The sequence below is a fragment of the Sphingomonas sp. NFR04 genome, assembly GCF_900114095.1.
Taxonomy (GTDB): domain Bacteria; phylum Pseudomonadota; class Alphaproteobacteria; order Sphingomonadales; family Sphingomonadaceae; genus Sphingomonas.
The window spans coordinates 93,582-112,961 of the sequence record NZ_FORV01000008.1 but is presented as its reverse complement, the minus strand read 5'-3'; the positions used below and the strand labels follow the sequence as shown (position 1 = coordinate 112,961).

Sequence of the window (19,380 nt, the reverse complement as noted above, 5' to 3'; positions counted from 1 at the left end):
TATGGCACGGGTCAAGATGCTGCTGGTGGAAGACGATGCCGCGATTGCGGAGCTCGTCACCTGGCATTTCAAGCGCGAAGACTATGAAGTGAAGCACACCCCCGACGGCGAGGAAGCGCTGCTGCTCGCCAAGGAGGCGACGCCCGACATCGTGCTGCTCGACTGGATGGTCGAGGGACTGTCGGGCATCGAGGTGTGCCGCCGCCTGCGCCGCATGCCGGAAACGGCGAACGTGCCGATCATCATGCTGACCGCGCGCGGCGAAGAGGAAGACCGCGTCCGCGGGCTGGAGACCGGCGCCGACGACTATGTCACCAAGCCCTTCTCGCCGCGCGAGCTGGTCGCCCGCGTCGGCGCGGTGCTGCGCCGCGTGCGTCCGGCGCTGGCCGGCGAGGCGCTCACCTATTCGGACATCGAGATGGACACGGTGGGCCACAAGGTCCGCCGCAGCGGCGAGGTGATCCAGCTCGGGCCGACCGAGTTCCGGCTGCTCAAGCATTTCCTCGAGCATCCGGGCTGGGTGTTCTCGCGCGAGCGGCTGCTGGATGCGGTGTGGGGACATGACAGCGATATCGAATCGCGCACCGTCGACGTGCACATCCGCCGCCTGCGCAAGGCGATCAACAAGGGCAATCGTCCGGACATCATCCGCACGGTGCGCTCTGCCGGCTACGCGCTCGACGCGGGGAATTGAGCCGAAACAGGGGCGCGACGGCGATCTGTCGCCGCGCCCCGGCTCCCGCTTCCCGGAAACGTGGTTGCAACAATCCGCCGCGGCGGACGTTCGCACCTCGTCTTTCATGAAGAAGGAGACACAAGATGAAGTGGATGCTTCTCGCCTCGGCGATGGTCCTTAGCGGCACCGCCATTGCGCAGGATATGCCGGCGCAGCAGACGACGCCGGACCAGACCCAGGCACAGCCCGCCCCGCCGGCAGCGCCGATGCAGGGCCAGACGGCCCCGCAGACCGATCCCGCAGCGCCCCCCGCGCCGATGAACGGCACGACCGGCGCTGGCGACGCCTCGCCCCCGCCGCCGCCTCCGCCGCCGCCGGGTTCGGGCGTGGCCCCCTCGCCGCCCCCGCCCCCGGGCACGACCGCGCAGGGTGCCCCGCCTGCGCCGCCCGCGCCGCCGGCACCGGCTGACACTGCGGCACCGCCGCCCCCGGCAGCCGCGCCTGCCCCGGCTGCTGCCGCCGCCCCGCCGCCCCCGCCGTCGGATCCGGCAAGCTATCCGCGCTGCTCGCGCACCGTGAAGGACCATTGCCGCCAGCCCGGCGGCAAGTAACGCTTTCGTCCCCCTCCCGCTTGCGGGAGGGGCCAGGGGAGGGTGTGTGAGGGTCGCAGGCGACGCCGTCGCGGCAAGAGCCTCCACGACACACCCTCCCCCATCCCCTCCCGAAGGCGGGAGGGGTGATAATCCCCAAGGTTGGCGTACCGGCCAACCTCCCCTAGGCTCTCCGCAAAACCTTGTTGGAGAGCATTGCCCATGACCATCCGCTTCGACGACCGCGTCGCCATCGTCACCGGTGCCGGCGGCGGGATCGGCCGCGCCTATGCGCTGGAACTCGCCCGGCGCGGCGCCCGCGTGGTGGTCAACGACCTGGGCGCCAGCCGTGACGGATCGGGCCATTCCGATGCCGCGCGCGCGGTGGTCGCGGAGATCGAGGCGCTCGGCGGCGAGGCGATCGCCGATGGCGGCAGCGTCACCGATGCCGCCGCGATGGTCACGATGGCCGAGGCCGCCAAGGCGCGCTGGGGCCGGATAGATATCCTGATCAACAATGCCGGCGTGCTGCGCGACAGGAGCTTCGCCAAGATGACCCCCGAGGACTTCGCCTTCGTCGTCGACGTGCATCTGATCGGCTCGGCCAACGCCACCAAGGCGGTGTGGGAAACGATGCGCGAGCAAGGCTATGGGCGCATCCTGATGACCGCTTCCTCGACGGGCCTGTTCGGCAATTTCGGGCAGGCGAATTACGGCGCGGCCAAGCTTGGCCTCGCCGGGCTGGCCAAGACGCTGCACCTCGAAGGCGCCAAGCACGGCATCCGCGTCAACACCATCGCGCCGGTGGCGGGCACGCGGATGACCGAGGACATCTTTCCCGAAGCCGCCTTTGCTGCCTTCGCGCCGGAGAATGTCGCCCCCGCCGCGCTGTTCCTCGTCTCCGAGGACGCCCCCAGCAACATGATCGTCGGCGCCGGCGCGGGCGTGGTGCAGGCGGCCTACATCACCCTCACGCCAGGCGCGGTGCTGGCCGAGCAGACACCCGAGGCCGTCGCCGCGCAATGGTCGCAGATCATCGATCGCACGGGCGAGATTGTCCCCGGATCGGGCGCGGAGCAGACCATGGCGATCCTCAGCAAGCTGCAGCGTTAGCCTACGCGCATCACCGTATTGCATCAGCAATACACTCATGGCATTCTCCCGGTACGAAGGAGGATTGCCGATGTATAGCGAAAGCGAACTGGCAGGCGCCGTGGAGGCGGGGGCACTCACCCCCGATGCCGCGACGGCGTTCCGCAACTATGTCGCCGCGAGCCGGGCGACGCCCGCAGTCGACGAAGAGCATTTCCGGCTGCTGAGCGGCTTCAACGACATCTTCGTCACCATTGCGGCGGCGCTGATCCTGCTGGCGATCGGCAAGCTGGGCGGCAGCCTGGTGCAGGCACTCGTCGGCAGCGGCCCCGAGCCGCGCATCGTCGGCGCCAACCTGATCGGCGGCGGTGCGGCCGTGGCGGCGACCAGCTGGATGCTGGCCGAATATTTCACGGCGCGCCGTCGACTCGCCCTTCCCTCGATCCTGCTGCTGCTCGGCTTCGTCGCCGGCGCGGGCGCCACGATCGCCGGGCTGATCGTGATCAACATCCCGTGGATCGAAACCGCGCTGCACGTCACCACCGAGCCCCAGCGCGAGCGGATCGCCGGCGTGATCGCCGCCATTGCCGGCACGCTGACCGCCGTCGCCGCCTGGGTCCATTGGCGCCGCTTCATGGTGCCGATCACCGTCGCTGCCGGCGCGCTCGCCGTTGTGGGTGTCTCGGTGGGCCTGGTCACCTCGCTGATCCCTGCCGCCAAGGACTGGATCAACGCGATCCTGCTGGTCGGCGGCATCGCGACATTCATCGCGGCGATGCGGTGGGACATGACCGATCTCGAACGCCGCACCCGCCGTGCCGACGTGGCCTTCTGGCTGCACCTCGCCGCCGCGCCGCTGATCGCGCATCCGGTGTTCCACATGCTCGGCGTGTTCGACGGCGAGATCGGCGCACCGATGGCAGCGCTCGTCTTTGCGCTCTATCTGTTCTTCGCCTTCGTGGCGCTGGCGGTGGATCGCCGCGCGCTGCTCGTCTCCAGCCTCGCTTATGTGCTGTGGGCGATGTACTCGCTGTTCCACCAGAGCGGTTCGGTGGAGCTGAGCGCCGCCTTCACCGGGCTGGTGATCGGTTCGGCACTGCTGTCGCTCTCCGCCTTCTGGCACCCGATGCGCCGGGCTGCGGTGGGGATGCTCGGCGACGTTGCCCGACGCCTGCCGCCCACCCAGCAGGGTGCGCTGGCCTGAGCATCCGACGGTTCCCCCCACCTTCGGGTGGGGGGTATCGGCCCCCGGCCTTACCGGCCCAGCAGCCCTTCCAGCATCCGCGCCATGTTCACCGCGGTGTAGGGCTTTTGCAGCACCGGCACGCCGGCATGATCCGCGTCGAGCTGGAGCTGCTCGCCATAGCCCGTCGCAAAGGCATAGGGTACGCCATCGGCCCGAAGGCGATCGGCGATCGGCAGACTGGTCTCGGCGCCGAGATTGACGTCGAGGATCGCCACGTCGAACTGCTCCGCATCGATTTCCTCGATCGCGTTTCCAATCGAAGCTGCGGTCACCACCCGCTCGGCACCCAGACGCAGCAGGATGTCCTCGGCGTCCATCGCGATGATCAGGCTATCTTCCACCAGCAGCACCGGACCGCGCAGGATCGGGCGCATTTCGCCGCCCACCGGAATCGGGATCGGCTCTTCCACGTCGCGGGCGTGCTTCTCGGCTGCGTCACCGTCGAGGACGACATGCCGCGCCGGGATGCAGAACTCCGCCTCCAGGCCGGTCAGCGGGTAGCGCACCGTCGCCTTGCCGCCGAGATCATAAGGCACCGAGCGCTGGATGATCGTGGTGCCAAAGCCCTGCCGCGTCGGCGGCTGCACGACGGGCCCGCCGCGCTCGCGCCACTCGATCCGGCAATCGCCTTCGGGATCGAGCCACCACCGGACCGAAACCGTGCCGCTGTCCGACAGCGCGCCATATTTGGCCGAGTTGGTCATCAACTCGTGGAACACCAGCGCCAGCGTCGAGAAGGCGGCCGGGCGCAGCAGCACCATCGGCCCGTCCTGGTCCAGACGCCCCGCACGGCCGCCGAGATAGGCCGCCGCCTCGGTGCGCAGCAGCCGGCCGAGCGGTGCCGGGCTCCAATTATCTTCGGTGATCTGGTCGTGCGCGCGGGCGAGCGCCTCGATCCGGCCCTCGAGCATCCGGATATATGCGGCGGTATCCATGCCGGGCGCGCGCGACTGGCGCACCAGCCCGCGAATCAGCCCCAGGATGTTGCGCACCCGGTGATTGAGCTCGGCGATCAGCAGTTCCTGCCGCTCGGAGGCGCGCTGGCGCTCTTCCTGTGCGTCGTCGGAGAGGCGCAGCACCACCTCGATGAGCGAGGCGCGCAGCACCTCGGCAATGCGGAGCTCGACCTCGGTGAAGGGCAGCGAGCGGCCGCGGACTTCCTGGCTCCACAGCTCGAAGCTCTGCCGGGGCGTGAGGCGCGCGCCATTGGGCCCCAGTTCGACCGGCTTGTGCGGATCGCCGCCCCAGTTAACGGTGCGCACCAGTTCCTGGCGGAACAGCAGCACGTAATCGCGGGGAGAACGGCTGATCGGGATCGCCAGCAGCCCCGCGCCGACATCGGCATAGTCGGCCGCTTGGGGAAGCACTTCGGCCAGATGATCGGTCGCGAACACGCGCCCTGCCGCCATCGCGTTGAGCCGGCGGGTGATCGCGGCGAAGGAGGAAGGCGGCGGGGTGATGCCGCTGAACGCCACCTTGCCGCCGATCCAGATCGCGATGCCGTCACACGGCACCACTTCGCGCAAGCGGCTGCCCAGCCATTCGGGATCGTCGAGCAGCCCGCCGTCGCTCGCCACCGCGGCGAGCAGCCGGTCGCTGGTCGCGCGCGCCGCCGCCTCATAGGCGGAGAGTTCCTTGCGCTCGCGGCTCTCCAGCTTAAGCGCGAACATCTGCCCGAACAGCTCGGCCATCGAACGCCGCTCGAAGCCCGGGCAGCGCGGACCGCCATAATGATGGCAGGCAAACAGGCCCCATAATTTGCCCTCGACGATGATTGAGATCGACATCGAGGCGCGCACGCCCATGTTCTTCAGATATTCGATATGGATCGGCGAGACCGAGCGCAGGACCGAGAGGGAGAGGTCCAGCGGCGCGCCGAACTCGTCGCGCTGCGGCACGATCGGGACCGGATCGGCCGCCACGTCGGCGATGATCCGGAAGGGCGTGCGCAGATAGAGCTTGCGCGCCTGTTGCGGGATGTCGCTGGCCGGATAGCGCAGGTCCATGAAGCTGCCGATGCCGCTGCGCGCGGCTTCCGCTACCACCACGCCCGATCCGTCGCGCTCGAAGCGATAGACCATTACCCGGTCGAAACCGGTCAGCGCGCGCACCTGGCGCGCACCTTCGCGGAAGAAGTCGGCCAGTTTTTCCTTCTCGTCCAGCCGCCCCATCATCGCGCGCAGCGTACTGGCGGTGTCGCCGGCCGCGTCCGAGGTGCAGGGCTCGCCTTCGACGACGATCGTGTCGCCGGTCATGTGGAGCGCGAGATCATAGGTGCGGCCGCGAGTGCGCAGCGCCTTGATGCCGAAGATCCGCTCCAGCGCATCGTCGCCGCGCAGCAGCGTCAGCCGATTGCGCAGCGCATGGATCGCGTCGTCTTCGAGATAGTCGCGGGCATGGGTGCCGAGCATCTCCTCGGCAGACAGGTCGAAATGCTGGGCGACATTGGCCGAGGCGCGCTTGACCAGCCAGTCGCTCGAAAAGGCGATCAGGAAGCCGAACGGCTGGATCGCGCCGAGCTGGTGGATCGGTTCGCGATCACAGTTGGTCAGATCGACCTGGAAAACGCCATCGTCCACTTATGCAACCTTCGCCAGCCACTTCGTGCCGGCGGCCTCGAACCGCCCGAAGGTCTGGTTGGCGGCGGTGACGGCAGTCTCTAATGCGCCCGGCTCGTACAGCAGCGCGTCAAGTTTTTCCAGCAATTCCGGCCACATATGTGGCGGCTGATGGCTGCCCAGATAGGCGCGGGGCCAGCTCTCCGGCACGCTGCGGGCGAGAAAGCGGCCGCCGAGACGCGAGCCTTCGAGCACGTAGAGCATGCCCGCCATCGCGGCATCGGACGTCACGGAATCCGCGCTGTAGCCGGTCTCGACCGCGATGCCGAGCGCGTCGAGATCGACCTGGATCACGCCCGCGCGGCGGCGCTGCGGCCAGTCTGCGGTGATCGTTTCCGCTCCACCCTGGTCGAGCAGCGCCTCCACCGGCAACAGCGCCTCGGCATGGGCGGCGAGCAGCCCGGCATAATCGTCGCGGCGGGCGAGATCGAAGCGGCTGAACAGCGCGTCGACTCGTGCATGGGCGGCGCCGGTGGCCTCCCGCAATCGGCGATGCGCGGCGTTCATGCGGGCAGAATGTTCATGAGGGATAGATCCACGGCAGAGAAAAATCGCCTGCCGCGGATCCGTTCCATTACGGCCGAAGCGGCCTCAACTCACGCCGCGCCGAAGACCCGCGCGAAGATCGTGTCAACATGGCGATAGTGATAGCCGAGGTCGAACTTCTCCTCGATCACCTCGGGGCTGAGCGCCGCGGTGACTTCCGGATCGGCCTTGAGCAATTCCATCAGCGACAGTTCGCCGTCGGATTCCCACACCTTCATCGCGTTGCGCTGGACGAGGCGATAGGCGTCCTCGCGGCTCACCCCCGCCTGGGTCAGCGCCAGCAGCACGCGCTGCGAGTGGACCAGCCCGCCCATGCGATCGAGATTCTTCTGCATCCGCACCGGATATACCAGCAGCTTGTCGACCACGCCGGTAAGGCGGGCGAGTGCGAAGTCCAAGGTGATCGTCGCGTCGGGGCCGATATAGCGCTCGACCGAGGAGTGGCTGATGTCGCGCTCGTGCCACAGCGCCACATTCTCCAGCGCCGGGGTGACATAGCCGCGCACCATGCGGGCGAGGCCGGTCAGGTTCTCGGTCAGCACCGGGTTGCGCTTGTGCGGCATCGCCGAGCTGCCCTTCTGGCCCGGCGAGAAATATTCCTCGGCTTCCAGCACCTCGGTGCGCTGCAGGTGGCGGATTTCCACCGCGAGGCGCTCGATCGAAGAGGCGATCACGCCCAGCGTGGCGAAGAACATCGCATGGCGATCGCGCGGGATCACCTGGGTCGAGACCGGCTCGACCGACAGGCCGAGCTTGGCGGCGACATGCTCTTCCACCCGCGGATCGATGTTCGCGAAGGTGCCGACCGCGCCCGAGATCGCGCAGGTGGCGATGTCGGCGCGGGCGGCGAGCAGGCGCGCCTTGTTGCGCTGGAACTCGGCATGCGCCTCGGCCAGCTTGAGGCCGAAGGTTACCGGCTCGGCATGGATGCCGTGGCTGCGGCCGATCGTCGGCGTCATCTTGTGCTCGCGGGCGCGGCGCTCGAGCACCTCGAGCAGCGCATCGATATCGGCCAGCAGCAGATCGCTGGCACGGGCGAGCTGGACCGCCAAGCAGGTGTCGAGCACGTCGGAGCTGGTCATGCCCTGGTGCATGAAGCGGGCTTCCTCGCCCACCTGCTCGGCCACCCAGGTGAGGAAGGCGATCACGTCATGCTTGGTCACCGCCTCGATCGCGTCGATCGCGGCGACGTCGATCGCTGGCTTGGTCGCCCACCAGTCCCACAGCGCCTTGGCCGCGCTCTGCGGCACCACGCCCAGATCGGCGAGCGCCTGGGTGGCGTGCGCCTCGATCTCGAACCAGATGGCGAGGCGCGTCTCGGGCGACCAGATGTCGGTCATCGCGGCGCGGGCATAACGGGGGACCATGGCGTTCCTTCTGTGCGGAATGGGAGTGCCCGGCAGCCCCGGGCGGGTCGCCGCCGCGCCTAGCAAGAACCGGCCACAGCGGCAACCGAACCCGCGCCCCGGCCGTTGTCCCGCACGAGGAGATCGCCCGATGCTGTCGCCGTTGTTGCTCGCCACCGCCCTGCAGGTCAGCGCCCCCGCGCCGCAGGCACCTGCGCAGCCGGCGCAGCACGGCCAGTCACCCGCCCCTGCCGCCAACCAGGCGATGCCGGGTACCCAGCCCACCCCCGCCGACAAGCCCCTGCAAGGCACCGACACCACGGGCACGCCGCCCCCCGCCGCCCAGGCCGCCCAGCCCACGCCGCGCCCCGACCCCGCCAAGCTGTCGGTAGAGGCGCAGTTCGCCCGCTACGACGCCAATGGCGACGGCGCGCTCGACAAGGCGGAATATGGCAGCTGGCTCGTTGCCCTGCGCAACGCCAAGGACGCCGACTTCAAGCCCGAGACGCCCGAGGCCAAGGCCTGGATCGACCGCAGCTTCATCGGCGCCGACGCGAACCGCGACGACCGGATCAGCCGCGACGAACTGGTGCGCTTCCTCACCCCCATCGCCGGCTGATCCCCGTTGCGGCGGCCGCCGGCCCGGCTATGATGGCGGCATGGCGCAGCTGATCGATCGCTTCCAATCCTCCACCGCCGGGTGGCTCAAGGGCTCGTTCGCCGGCTGGGCGACCGTGGCCTTGTGCCTGGTCGGCATCGGCTTCGTCATCCTTGGCCTGCGCTGGATCGGCAACAAGGCGACGCTGTACGAAGTCACCGAGGATCGCCTCGTCCTGTATCGCGGCATCGTCCGCAAATCGATCGACGAGATCGAGCTGTACCGGGTGAAGGACGTGCGGCTCGACTATTCGATCGTCAACCAGATCTCCGGCATCGGCACGCTGACCATCACCTCGTCGGATGAGACGACGCGTGGCGGCCCGCTGGTGATCCGCGACGTCGAATATGCCCGCGAACGCCGCGAAAAGCTGCGCGAGCTGGTAAGCAACGCCCGCCGCCTGCGCGGCGTGCGCGAATTCGACATGGTGCAGGAAGACGCGCGCGGCTGACGATCGGGGCGCGATTGTGCGCTTATCATCGTCACGCTGACCTGCTACTAGATCGATACGGAGTCGGATTTCGTCCGGATGGTGGCGCCCTCCCCCGGGAGGTTTGCGCGACTGAGGCGAGCCTGCCGGTCGCATCATAAAAACTTCATCGCTGGATCGCAAAACACTGCTCTCGAAGGGGGGAGGCGTGTGAGTACGAAATATCCGAAGCCGGCCGTGCGGCGGTTGAAGGTCTATGCCTTCGATCCGCAGGCCTCGGTCACGCTGTCTACGGCGATGGCCAATGATTATGTCATCGAGCTGCCCTGGGAGGAGCGCTGGGAAGCGCCGCTCGAGAAGGGCCCGGTCAACGACTATGTCGAGGTGATCGACATCGATCCGGCGGCGGGACTGTTCTACGCGCCGGTCGACCTCAACGACCCGTGGCTGCGCGACGGCGGGCTGGAACCCTCCGAAGGCCGCCCGCAATTTCACCAGCAGATGGTGTTCGCGGTGGTGATGCGGACGATCCGTTCCTTCGAGCGCGCGCTCGGCCGCGTGGTGCTGTGGGCCCGCGACGACAGGGTCTCGTCCACCGACCTTCCGCGCGACGCGATCGAGCGCAACTTCACCCGACGGCTGCGGATCTATCCGCACGCCCTTCGCGAAGCCAATGCCTATTACAGCCCGGACAAGCGAGCACTGCTGTTCGGCTATTTCAAGCCGCAGGAAAGCGCCGCCGACGTGCAGGCCAGCTGGGTGTTCACCTGTCTCTCGCAGGACGTCATCGCGCACGAGACCGCGCACGCGATCCTCCACGGCATGCGCCAGCGCTCGATCGACCCGAGCCATGTCGATGCCCGCGCCTTCCACGAGGGCTTTGCCGACATCGTCGCGCTGCTCCAGCATTTCTCGATGGCGCCGGTGGTACGCCAGCTGCTCGCGGCGAGCCACGGCTCGCTGCGGGAGCCGGGACTGCTGACCGGGCTGGGCGAGCAGTTCGGCCGCGCGATCGGCCGCAGCAAGTCGCTCCGCTACGCGCTGGAGGCGCTGGGCGATCGTGCAAGGACGAACGAGGGTTCGGCTGCGAGCATCGCCGCCGCCATCGCCAAGCTGCGCGAGACGACCGAGCCGCATGCCCGCGGCGGCTTCCTGGTGGCGGCGGTGTTCGATGCGTTCGTCACCATCTACGAGCGGCGCAGCGAGGACCTGCTGCGGCTCGCGCGCCCCGGCCTGGTGCCGGGCAACGGCCTCAGCCCCGATCTGGTCGGGCGCCTGACGCAGGAGGCGGCGACGGCAGCCGACCAGGTGCTGCGGATGTGCGTGCGCGCGCTCGACTATCTGCCGCCGATCGGCATGACCTTCGGCGAATATCTGCGGGCGATCATCACCGCCGACACCGACCTGGTCCGCGACGATCCGCTCCACTATCGCGTCGCTTTCGTCGAAGCATTCAAGCGCTGGGGCATCACCGTCCCCGGCTGCATTTCGATGACGCCGGACAGCCTGTTGTGGGACGCCCCCAGGCCCGAGGAATATCCGGCGCTGGTTGCGCGCGCGAACCACCCCCCGGAGGCGCCGAGCGCTTCCCCGCAAGCCGAGATGGATCCGGACGACGCACTGGCCTGGTTTTTCGCGGACATGCTCAAGCCTCTGCAGTTCGGTGTCGCCTTCGAACAGGCCGACGACGAGGATGGAGGCCAGACCGGCAAGGTCACCTATACGCGGCGGGACTATCGCTCCGGCCATGCCGGCGGGCGCAATCTGCGCGATCTCGCGATGCGGGTGGTCACCCACAACCAGCGCGAGATCCACCAATGGCTCGCGCGATGCACCACTGATCGCGCCGACTGGGAGCGCCTGCTGGGGCTGAAGCTGACCCCCGCCTCCGCCCGGGTGGACGACGTCAACGATCCCGCGGCGCTACGCTCGATTTCGGACGGCTGGGATCCCGATGCGGAGCCCAGCTTCGAAGTCCATTCGGCCCGCATCTCGCGGCGTACGGGGCCCGACGGGTTCGAGATGCACATGCTCATCGCCCAGATCGTCCAGCGCCGCCGCGCCTATTTCGATCCCGAAGAGCAGAAGGCGGCCGATGCGGGCAAGAAGGACGTGATCGGCGCCCTGCGCTGGAAAACGCCCGACTTCTGGTTTCGCGGCGGCGCGACGCTGCACATCGATTTGCGCGACGGGCGGCTGCTGCGCGTCCTGCGCAAGCGTATCGACGACGACAACCGGCTCGCGCGCGAGCGCGCCTTCCGCAGCGGGGACATGACGGCCGCCACCGCCGCCGTGACCGGCAACCCGCGCGAACCCTTCGCCTTCATCCATCGGGGGTCGTGATGACCAGCACCGCAAGTTCGGCAGCCGCGCCGCTCCAAGTCCATGTGCGCATGTACCGGGCGCTGTCACAGAACGCCGCCTATAAGGGCATGCTCGGCGACTGTTTCCTGATTCGGCTCGTCGAGGGCGACCGGGCCTCGCACATCCTGTTCGATTGCGGGCTGCTGCTCGGCAGCACCGATGCGGATGCGCGGATGCGGACGATCGCCGCCGATATCGTGAAGACCACCGGCGGCGTGCTGGACCTGCTGGTGGTGACGCACGAGCATTGGGACCATATCTCCGGCTTCTCGCAGGCGCGCGACGTGTTTCTCGGCGGCGCCGATCCGGCGACCGGTGCGGAGACGCTGGAGATCGCCAATCTGTGGATGGGCTGGACCGAGAAGGACGGCGACCCGCAGGTCCAGCGGTTGCGGGAACGCTTCGACAAGACCGGGGCCGCGCTGAGCGCGCTGGTCGAGCGGATCAGCGGCGACCGCACCTCGCCGGCCGCGGTTGCCGCGTCGCAGACCGTGGAACTGCAGGGCTTTCGCGGCGCGACGAGCAACGGCGCCAAGCGCCTGCAGGGCCGCGAGATCATGGCCGCGCTCAAGAGCAAGTCGAAGGCACCGCCGCAGTTCCTCGAACCCGGCACGGTGCTGCCTACCCCGACGGCGAAACCCGGCGCGCCGGCGCTGCGCGCCTATGTGCTGGGGCCGCCGCGCAACGAGGAGTTCCTGTTCAAGGACAAGCCTTCGTCCGGCAAGGCGCAGGAAACCTATCTCGCGGATCTCCAGCTGAGCGACGAGATTTTGCGCTTCGCCGAAGGAGGCGACCTCGGCACCGGCGCAGAGACGCCGTTCGCGCCGCAATATCGCACGCTCGCGGTCGCCGATGTCGAGCAGGGAAAGGCGCAGTCCGACGACGCGGCCTGGCTCGCGGCGCGGTATTTCGGCGACAGGGTGGCGGAGCAAAGCCCCCATGAACGGGCGCTGTTCAAGATCAACGCGCGGCGCAGGATCGATGCCGACTGGCTGGGCATCGCCGATCCGCTCGCCCTCAAGCTCGACAGCGACACCAACAATACCAGCCTGGCGCTTGCCTTCGACCTCCCCGACGGCACCTCGATGGTGTTCGCCGGCGATGCCCAGGTCGGCAACTGGCTGTCGTGGCACGAACAATCCTATCGCGACGAGACCGGTGCCGAGCACAGCGCCGAACAGATCCTCAACCGCACCCGCTTCTACAAGGTGGGGCATCATGGCAGCCACAACGCCACGCTCGACGAAAAGGGGCTTGCCATGATGACGCGCGACGACCTGGTGGCCGCGGTCCCGACCGACGAGGAGTTCGGAAAGAAACAGGGCAGCAGCGGCTGGCAGATGCCCAATCCCCGGGTGAAGGCGGCGCTGCGGGCGCGCACCAGGGACCGCATCCTGCGCAACGACCGCCATTACGATGCCGATACCCGTGCAGCCGATCCGGAGCTGAAGGACGTCGATGCCGATTTCCTGGCGCGGCTCACGGAAACCGATCTGTACCTCGAATATCGCGTGCTCTGACGAACGGAAGGGGAGATTCGATGCCGACGATCCACGAAGCGCGGGATGCCATTGCCGTCGCCCACCTGCCGCCTGCCGAAGCCTTCGCGGCCGATGCCCCGGCCGGCGGCGGACTGCCCGATTTCGATCCTGGCAAGGAGCAGTCGCTGGTAATCGGTGCCGATGTCGTCTCGTTCGGGACCGGCGTCGAGGCGGAATTCCGGCAGGCGATTTCGGACAGCGCGCTGTTCGCCCAGCTGATGGCGCTCCAGGAGGTCGGCCAGGACGCCGATCCGATGCTGTTCTTCGACGCCTATTTCCGCTGGATGATGCGCCTCGGCTGGCTGATCCAGCAGCGCGATACGTCCGAGCTCGACGTCAAGGGGGACGGGCTCGACGTCCACCAGGCCATCACCGGCGTGATCACCGCCTTCCTTGCGCCGATCGCCGGCGCGGCGCAGGCGGTGCTGGCGGTGCTCGACGGGCTCTACCAGATGAACGGCAAGGCGCCCTTCATCACGCTGTTCAACAAGCGCAGCACGCGCCAGAAGATCGGCCGCTTCCAGTTCACTTATGTCCGCCAGGGCCCCGACCGGGGGTTGCTTGCCGAAATGGCGGCATTCGGGCTGGCGGCGGACGAAGTCATCACCCAGATATTGTTCTTCAAGATCCACAGGAACCGCACCTCGGTGCGCCGCAGTCTCGGCCGGCTCTCGATCCCGGCGGAGTCGCTGGACGGCATCCGCGTGCAGCTCGCGGCCAAGGTGCAGGCCTATCGCCTCGCGCTGATCGCCGAGGCCGATCTGGGGCCGGTGGCGGCCTGAGCGTGGCCGCGCGGCCGACGCGCGCCCCTCCGGATCATTTTTTTCGGCGCGGCATGTCACACGCCGCGCCGCCGTCTCGTCAGGTCCGCAGAACCAACCGAAAAGGACCTGCCCCATGACCAGCCGCACCAACCCCCATGCTGCCGCCCCCGCGCTGATGAAGGCATTTCTGGAGTTCTCGACGCGCGTCGCCCAGAGCGGGCTGGAAGCCTCGCTGCTCGAACTGGTGAAGCTGCGCGCCTCGCAGATCAACGCCTGCGCCAATTGCCTCAACATGCACAGCTTCGACGCGCGCCAGGCCGGCGAGACCGAGCAGCGCATCGCCCTGCTGCCCGCCTGGGAGGAAGCGCCCTGCTACACCGCCCGCGAGCGTGCCGCACTCGCCTGGGTGGACCACCTGACGCTGATTGCGGACAAGCGCGCGCCGCAGCCGGTCTATGATGCGCTCGCCGCGCAGTTCAGCAAGGAGGAGCAGGTGCAGCTGACCCTCGCCATCACCGTGATCAACGGCTGGAACCGCATCGCCATCGGCTTCGACCTGTTCATGGCGGAACTCGGCTGGAAGGCATGAGCGACACCGCCGCCGCCTTCGATGCGCTGCGCCCCACGCTGCTCCGCGTCGCCTACCGCATGCTCGGCTCGGTCGCCGATGCCGAGGATGTGGTGCAGGAGGCGTGGCTGCGCTGGACCGCCACGGATCGCGAGGCAGTGCGGGTGCCCGAGGCGTTCCTGCGCCGCGTGGTCACCCGCCTCTGCCTCGACCAGCTGAAGTCGGCACGCGCGCGGCGCGAGACCTATGTCGGCCCCTGGCTGCCCGACCCGGTGGTCGAGCCCGAACCCGCCGACGACGTGACCCTGCCGCTGCTGCTGGCGCTCGAGCGGCTCTCCCCGCTCGAGCGGGCGGCATTCCTCCTCCACGACGTGTTCGACGAAAGCTTCGAGACGATCGCCGAGAGCCTGGGCCGCGATCCTGCCGCCTGCCGCCAGCTCGCCACGCGCGCCCGCGAGCATGTCCGTGGCGAACGGCCGCGCTTCCCGGTGGAGCGCGGCCATGGGATGGCGATCGCGCAGGCCTTCTTCGCCGCCTCGCGCGGGGGCGATATTGCCGCGCTGGGCGCGATGCTGGCGGAGGACGTCACGCTGCACTCGGATGGCGGCGGCAAGCGGCCCGCCGCCGGGCGGGTGATGCGCGGCCTGAGCGAAGTCACCCGCAGCTTCGCCGCCATCGCGCGGCTGCTGCACGGACGGCCGGGGACCTTGCTCCACATGGCCTATGTCAACGGCCTGCCAGGCTTCGTCACTCGCGAGGCCGACGGATTGCTGCAGACCACCGCCTTGCTGATCGACGACGGCAAGATCCGCGCCGTCTATGTGATGCGCAATCCCGACAAGCTCGGCCATCTGGACGGCGCGCTGCACTGACGGGCGCCGGGTCAGCCCAGGTCGGGCGCGATCTCCACCGCAAGGCCGTCGAGCGCCGGGCCGAACGGGATCTGGCAGGAAAGCCGCGAGGCCGGGCGCCGCTGCTCGGCGCCGTCGAGCAGCGCGTCCTCGTCGTCGCTCATCGGCGGAAGAAGCTCAGCAAAGGCGGGATCGACATAGACATGGCAGGTCGCGCACGAAAGTCCGCCGCCGCAAAAGGCCGGCAGCGCTTCGAAGCCGGCATCGCGGATAATCTCCATCACGCTCAGCCCTTCCTGCGCCTCGACGACCGTCTGGGCGCCGGCGGGCGGGGTAACCAGCAATTTCAGCATGTCTTCACCTTGAGCAAAGGGGACGGGAGGCGCGAGTGCGCCTCCCGTGGGAGCAACTTGGTACGCCGCCCCTTGGGGGGCGGCAGGGGTCAATAGTGGATGCGGAAGTCGATGCCGACGCGCCGCGGGGTCAGCACCGATCGGGCATAATAGCGCTCGACCACGCCGGTGCGCGTCTGGTTGAACGAGCTGATGTCGTTGCTGATCGACGTATAGGCATATTTGTCGAAGATGTTGTCGGCGAACAGGCTCACCTCGTAGCTCTTGTCGCGATAGGTGACCGAGGCGCGGTGCGTCATGTAATCGGGGATCGCCTCGCCAAAGCCGCGCAGGCCGACGCGCGAATAGATGTCGCCGGTATAGGTCGCCGCCCAGGTCGCCTCGATCTCGCCGCCATGCGGCAGCGGCTGGGTGTAGATCAGCTGGGCGCTGCCCGAATGCTTGGCCGAGCCCGGCAGCCGGTCCCCGGCCTTGGCGTCGTATCGGACGCCCTGGCTCACGACCAGGTCGGGGAAGTCCTCGCTCAGATGCGCGTCGACATAGGAATAGGTGCCCTGCAGGGTGAGCCGCGGCACGATCCGGAACGAACCCGAGAATTCGATGCCCTTCGAGACCGCCGCGCCGGCATTGGTGGTGATGCCCACCGCGCCGTTCACCGTCTGGCTCGGCACCTGGACGTCGTTCCACTTCACCCGGAACGCGTCGAGGGTGAACTGGAGGCGCTTGTCGAACAGCGAGGCGCGCACGCCGACTTCGATGTTGCGCGTTTTGTCCGGCTTGTAGGCGAGCTCGTTGGGCAGCGCGCAGACATTCTGCCCCGCCGGCAGCGGTATCACGCACGGCGCGACCCGATTGACGCCGCCGATCCGGTAGCCGGTGCTGTAGGTGGCATAGGCGAGCAGGTCCGGGCTGAACTTGTACGAGGTGTTGGCCTTCCACACGAAGCCGTCGTCGCCGGTGCTGCCCGAGCGGACGCGACTGGGCGCGAACTGGATCAGCGGATAGGGCGTGCGGGTAAGGCCCCCGCCAAACAGCGGGGTGTCGGTGCCGCCCGTCGCGGTCGCGTCATACTTGAAATAGCGCAGGCCGCCGGTGACCTGCCAGGCCGAGGTCGCGTGCAGCGTCGCCTCGCCATAGACCGCCTTCTCTACCGTCTTGGTGTCGACGAAGGAGATGTACTCCAGGTCGTCGGGGCGGTTGATGCCCGCGAAGGCGGCGAAGCCCGGCGTATATTCCTGGCGGTCGCTCGAGTATTTCAGCCGGTTGTAGAAGCCGCCGATCACCCAGTTGACCGGCCCGCCATGCGAGGAGACGAGGCGAACCTCCTGGTTCAGCTGCTTGTACTTGCGGTGGTTGTTGGCGAAGGACGAGAAGGCCGGGAACGCCTCATAGCCATAGTTCAGATCGAGCAGCAGATCGGTATTGTCGTCGACATTGGTGATCTTCTGTTCGGTATAGGCGGTGGTGCTGACCAGGTTCACCACGTTGAACAGGTTGATGTTGAGCTCGGCCGAGAACAGGTCCGCCGCGCGGTGGAACGGCTCGAGGTAGCGCCACGGGCCGACATAATCGCCGGTGCCGAGCACGCCGGCGCCGTTCGCCTGGCGGCCATTGGTCTTGGTATCCTGGTGCGCGTAGGTGAGGAACGCCTTCACGTTCGGGTTGTATTCGAGCAGCAGCGTGTTGCGCGTGGTGAAGGTGTGCTCGAAATTGACGTCGGCGGCGCGCTTGTAGTTCTGCGCATAGTCGGCGCGGGTACCGAGCGAGGCATCGGCCGCGGTGTCGCCGCGCACCGGCTGCGGATCGGAAACGCCCGGCTTCTGCAGCAGATAGTCGTAATCGATAAAGCCCGGATTGTCGTAATAGCCGACCACCGAGCGCAGCGCGACATGGTCGGCGATCAGCGGCAGGTTGACGGTCACGTCGCCGATCCGGCCGAAGTCGCCGCTGTGCGACTGGGCATAGCCGCGGCCGTGCAGGTCGACCGAGAAGCGGCTCGTGTTCGGGCGGTTGGGAATGTAGCGCACCGCGCCCGCCAGCGTGCCGAGGCCGTACAGCGTGCCCTGCGGCCCGAGCAGCGTCTCGACCCGCTCAATGTCGATCAGCTTGAAGTCGAGATAGAGCGGCACTTCGCCGAGATAGATGCCGACCGAATCATTCGCGTTCGCCCCGGTCGCGCTGGTGTCGCCCGAGGAGAGCCCGCGCAGGATGACGTTGCCCGAGCTGGCCGGGCCGGTATCGACAATAGTGACGCCGGGGGTGAAGGCGGCGAGGCCGCGGATATCGTCGACACGCTGGCGCTGCAGCGTTTCCTGCGACACCGCGCTGATATTGATCGGCGCGTCCTGCAGCGTGACGCTGCGGCGGCTGCCAGTGACGACGATCTCGTTGCCGCTGGTGCCGCCCTGGTCCTCGCTCTGCTGGACGGTCGCGGTGCCGGCGCCTTCGGTCTGCGCCGCCGCGCGGGTCGCGCCGAAGCTTGCGAGAACGGTTGCACCCAACAGCGCCGCGCGGGAAATCGATCGTGCCACCCTAGCCCCCTTTTTCTGCTTTGGTCCCTGGCCGCCACTAGGTGCGGCTGGCTTGTGCCCGCAGAGTTTGGGGAAACGGCATGCGCCGCCATGGGGCGTTTGACGTACCGCATCGCAGCAATCCCGGACGGGGACGGATGCGGGAAATCGGCGAAAGGGTGCGGCTAGCCTATTCTTCGACCAGCTTCATCAGCCGGCGCTCGACCGGGGCCAGCACCGGGCCGAGTTCATGCCCGCGCTTGAGCACCGCCCCGCTCTCGTTGACCAGCGCCCACATCCCTTGGCGATTGCGCAGGGACGGTCGCTTCTCGATGCGATATTCGGGCCGCTCGGCGGCGCGGCGGAAGGCGGCGAAGGCGGCGAAGTCCTTCTCGAACTGCATCGCATAGTCGCGCCAATGCCCGGCGGCGACCATGCGGCCGTAGAGATCGAGGATCCGGTTGAGTTCGAGGCGATCGAAGCCGACCTGCTCGGGACGCGCGAGGGGAAGCGGGGTGACGGTTCCCATCAGGCCCGGTCGCGCCGTTCGGCCTCGGCCTCGCGCTCGGCGATCATCGCGTCGAGCCGCTTGCGCAGCGTGTCCAGCTCGCAGCGCATCAGCTCGAGCTTCTGACTGGAGGGGTCGAACACGTCGCTGCACGGCGTGCCATAGGGCACGAAATCCTTCTGCCAGGTCACCGCCTCGACCAATGTCGGCTTGGCGGGTATGCCCACCATCACCGCGCCGGGCGCGACATCCTTGGTGACTACCGCATTGGCGCCGATCCGCGCCCGCTCGCCCACCGTGATCGGGCCCAGCACCTGCGCGCCGGAGCCGATGATCACGCCGTCGAGCAGCGTCGGGTGGCGCTTGCCGCCCACGCCATTGTCCGGGCTGGTGCCGCCCAGCGTCACGCACTGGTAGATGGTGACGTTGTCGCCGATGGTCGCGGTCTCGCCGATCACGACGAAGCCATGGTCGATGAAGAAATTATGCCCGATCGTCGCACCCGGATGGATGTCGATCGCCGTCATCCAGCGCGACCAGTGGTTGACCAGCCGGGCGAGGAAGAAGAAGCGGCGGCGGAACAGCGCATGCGCGATGCGGTGATAGCCGAGCGCCCAGACGCCCGGATAGAGCAGGATTTCCAGCCGGCTGCGTGGCGCGGGATCGCGCGCATGGATCGAATCGAGATAGCGCTTGAGACGCTGGTACATGGCCGGACC

The 19,380-nt window shown here is 68.1% G+C and carries 18 protein-coding genes; 11 read left to right on the top strand and 7 right to left on the bottom strand.

Features of this window, described 5'->3' with window-relative positions; all coding sequences use genetic code 11:
• The first annotated feature begins 1 nt into the window (after position 1).
• From phoB to BM009_RS19415, 4 genes are all read left to right on the top strand, one after another.
• Positions 2 to 694, top strand: coding sequence for a phosphate regulon transcriptional regulator PhoB (gene phoB, locus BM009_RS19430; RefSeq protein WP_093298714.1), 693 nt, complete (start codon positions 2 to 4; stop codon positions 692 to 694).
• 125 nt (positions 695 to 819) lie between these two features.
• Positions 820 to 1,287, top strand: coding sequence for a hypothetical protein (locus BM009_RS22370; protein WP_139216680.1), 468 nt, complete (start codon positions 820 to 822; stop codon positions 1,285 to 1,287).
• Positions 1,288 to 1,488: 201 nt separating this feature from the next.
• The gene (locus BM009_RS19420; protein ID WP_093298713.1) at positions 1,489 to 2,379 is read left to right on the top strand and encodes an SDR family NAD(P)-dependent oxidoreductase; all 891 of its coding nucleotides are present in this window, start codon (positions 1,489 to 1,491) and stop codon (positions 2,377 to 2,379) included.
• A gap of 70 nt (positions 2,380 to 2,449) precedes the next feature.
• Positions 2,450 to 3,562 (top strand): hypothetical protein, encoded by a 1,113-nt coding sequence (locus BM009_RS19415; RefSeq protein WP_093298711.1) that lies wholly within the window; start codon positions 2,450 to 2,452, stop codon positions 3,560 to 3,562.
• A gap of 50 nt (positions 3,563 to 3,612) precedes the next feature.
• Here BM009_RS19415 and BM009_RS19410 read toward each other — a convergent pair whose 3' ends face one another.
• The 3 genes from BM009_RS19410 to purB all read right to left on the bottom strand — a co-directional run bounded on the left by BM009_RS19410 (position 3,613) and on the right by purB (position 8,135).
• Positions 3,613 to 6,183, bottom strand: a complete 2,571-nt coding sequence (locus BM009_RS19410) for an HWE histidine kinase domain-containing protein (protein WP_093298710.1) — start codon at positions 6,181 to 6,183, stop codon at positions 3,613 to 3,615.
• On the bottom strand, positions 6,184 to 6,729 hold the full coding sequence (locus tag BM009_RS19405; protein ID WP_093298708.1) for a biliverdin-producing heme oxygenase: 546 nt from the start codon (positions 6,727 to 6,729) through the stop codon (positions 6,184 to 6,186). It lies immediately after the preceding gene.
• An 89-nt stretch (positions 6,730 to 6,818) separates the two neighbouring features.
• Entirely contained in the window at positions 6,819 to 8,135 is a 1,317-nt protein-coding gene (gene purB, locus BM009_RS19400) for an adenylosuccinate lyase (protein ID WP_093298707.1), read from the bottom strand.
• A 130-nt stretch (positions 8,136 to 8,265) separates the two neighbouring features.
• Between purB and BM009_RS19395 the strand changes: the two genes are divergently transcribed.
• The 7 genes from BM009_RS19395 (at position 8,266) to BM009_RS19365 (ending at position 15,311) form a co-directional block, all read left to right on the top strand.
• Positions 8,266 to 8,733, top strand: coding sequence for an EF-hand domain-containing protein (locus BM009_RS19395; RefSeq protein ID WP_175488131.1), 468 nt, complete (start codon positions 8,266 to 8,268; stop codon positions 8,731 to 8,733).
• A gap of 40 nt (positions 8,734 to 8,773) precedes the next feature.
• Entirely contained in the window at positions 8,774 to 9,223 is a 450-nt protein-coding gene (locus tag BM009_RS19390; protein ID WP_093298704.1) for a PH domain-containing protein, read from the top strand.
• A 189-nt stretch (positions 9,224 to 9,412) separates the two neighbouring features.
• The gene (locus BM009_RS19385; RefSeq protein WP_093298702.1) at positions 9,413 to 11,545 is read left to right on the top strand and encodes a gluzincin family metallopeptidase; all 2,133 of its coding nucleotides are present in this window, start codon (positions 9,413 to 9,415) and stop codon (positions 11,543 to 11,545) included.
• Positions 11,545 to 13,086 carry a ComEC/Rec2 family competence protein gene (locus tag BM009_RS19380; protein ID WP_093298701.1) on the top strand — a complete coding sequence of 514 codons (1,542 nt, stop codon included), beginning with the start codon at positions 11,545 to 11,547 and terminating at the stop codon, positions 13,084 to 13,086. Before BM009_RS19385 ends, BM009_RS19380 begins: the two co-directional genes overlap by 1 nt.
• Positions 13,087 to 13,106: 20 nt before the next feature.
• A complete protein-coding gene (locus BM009_RS19375; protein WP_093298699.1) occupies positions 13,107 to 13,889 on the top strand; it encodes a hypothetical protein in 783 nt (260 codons plus the stop codon).
• A 115-nt stretch (positions 13,890 to 14,004) separates the two neighbouring features.
• Positions 14,005 to 14,460 carry a carboxymuconolactone decarboxylase family protein gene (locus BM009_RS19370; protein WP_093298698.1) on the top strand — a complete coding sequence of 152 codons (456 nt, stop codon included), beginning with the start codon at positions 14,005 to 14,007 and terminating at the stop codon, positions 14,458 to 14,460.
• Positions 14,457 to 15,311: a sigma-70 family RNA polymerase sigma factor gene (locus BM009_RS19365; protein ID WP_093298696.1), complete on the top strand. Its 855-nt coding sequence runs from the start codon at positions 14,457 to 14,459 to the stop codon at positions 15,309 to 15,311. Before BM009_RS19370 ends, BM009_RS19365 begins: the two co-directional genes overlap by 4 nt.
• Before the next feature lie 11 nt (positions 15,312 to 15,322).
• Here BM009_RS19365 and BM009_RS19360 read toward each other — a convergent pair whose 3' ends face one another.
• The 4 genes from BM009_RS19360 to epsC all read right to left on the bottom strand — a co-directional run bounded on the left by BM009_RS19360 (position 15,323) and on the right by epsC (position 19,371).
• Positions 15,323 to 15,643, bottom strand: a complete 321-nt coding sequence (locus BM009_RS19360; protein ID WP_093298695.1) for a 2Fe-2S iron-sulfur cluster-binding protein — start codon at positions 15,641 to 15,643, stop codon at positions 15,323 to 15,325.
• Between the two features lie 89 nt (positions 15,644 to 15,732).
• Positions 15,733 to 18,174 (bottom strand): TonB-dependent receptor, encoded by a 2,442-nt coding sequence (locus BM009_RS19355; protein ID WP_093298693.1) that lies wholly within the window; start codon positions 18,172 to 18,174, stop codon positions 15,733 to 15,735.
• A 169-nt stretch (positions 18,175 to 18,343) separates the two neighbouring features.
• Positions 18,344 to 18,682 carry a DUF2794 domain-containing protein gene (locus tag BM009_RS19350; protein ID WP_064313234.1) on the bottom strand — a complete coding sequence of 113 codons (339 nt, stop codon included), beginning with the start codon at positions 18,680 to 18,682 and terminating at the stop codon, positions 18,344 to 18,346.
• Positions 18,682 to 19,371, bottom strand: coding sequence for a serine O-acetyltransferase EpsC (epsC, locus tag BM009_RS19345; RefSeq protein WP_093298692.1), 690 nt, complete (start codon positions 19,369 to 19,371; stop codon positions 18,682 to 18,684). Before epsC ends, BM009_RS19350 begins: the two co-directional genes overlap by 1 nt.
• Positions 19,372 to 19,380: the final 9 nt, after the last annotated feature.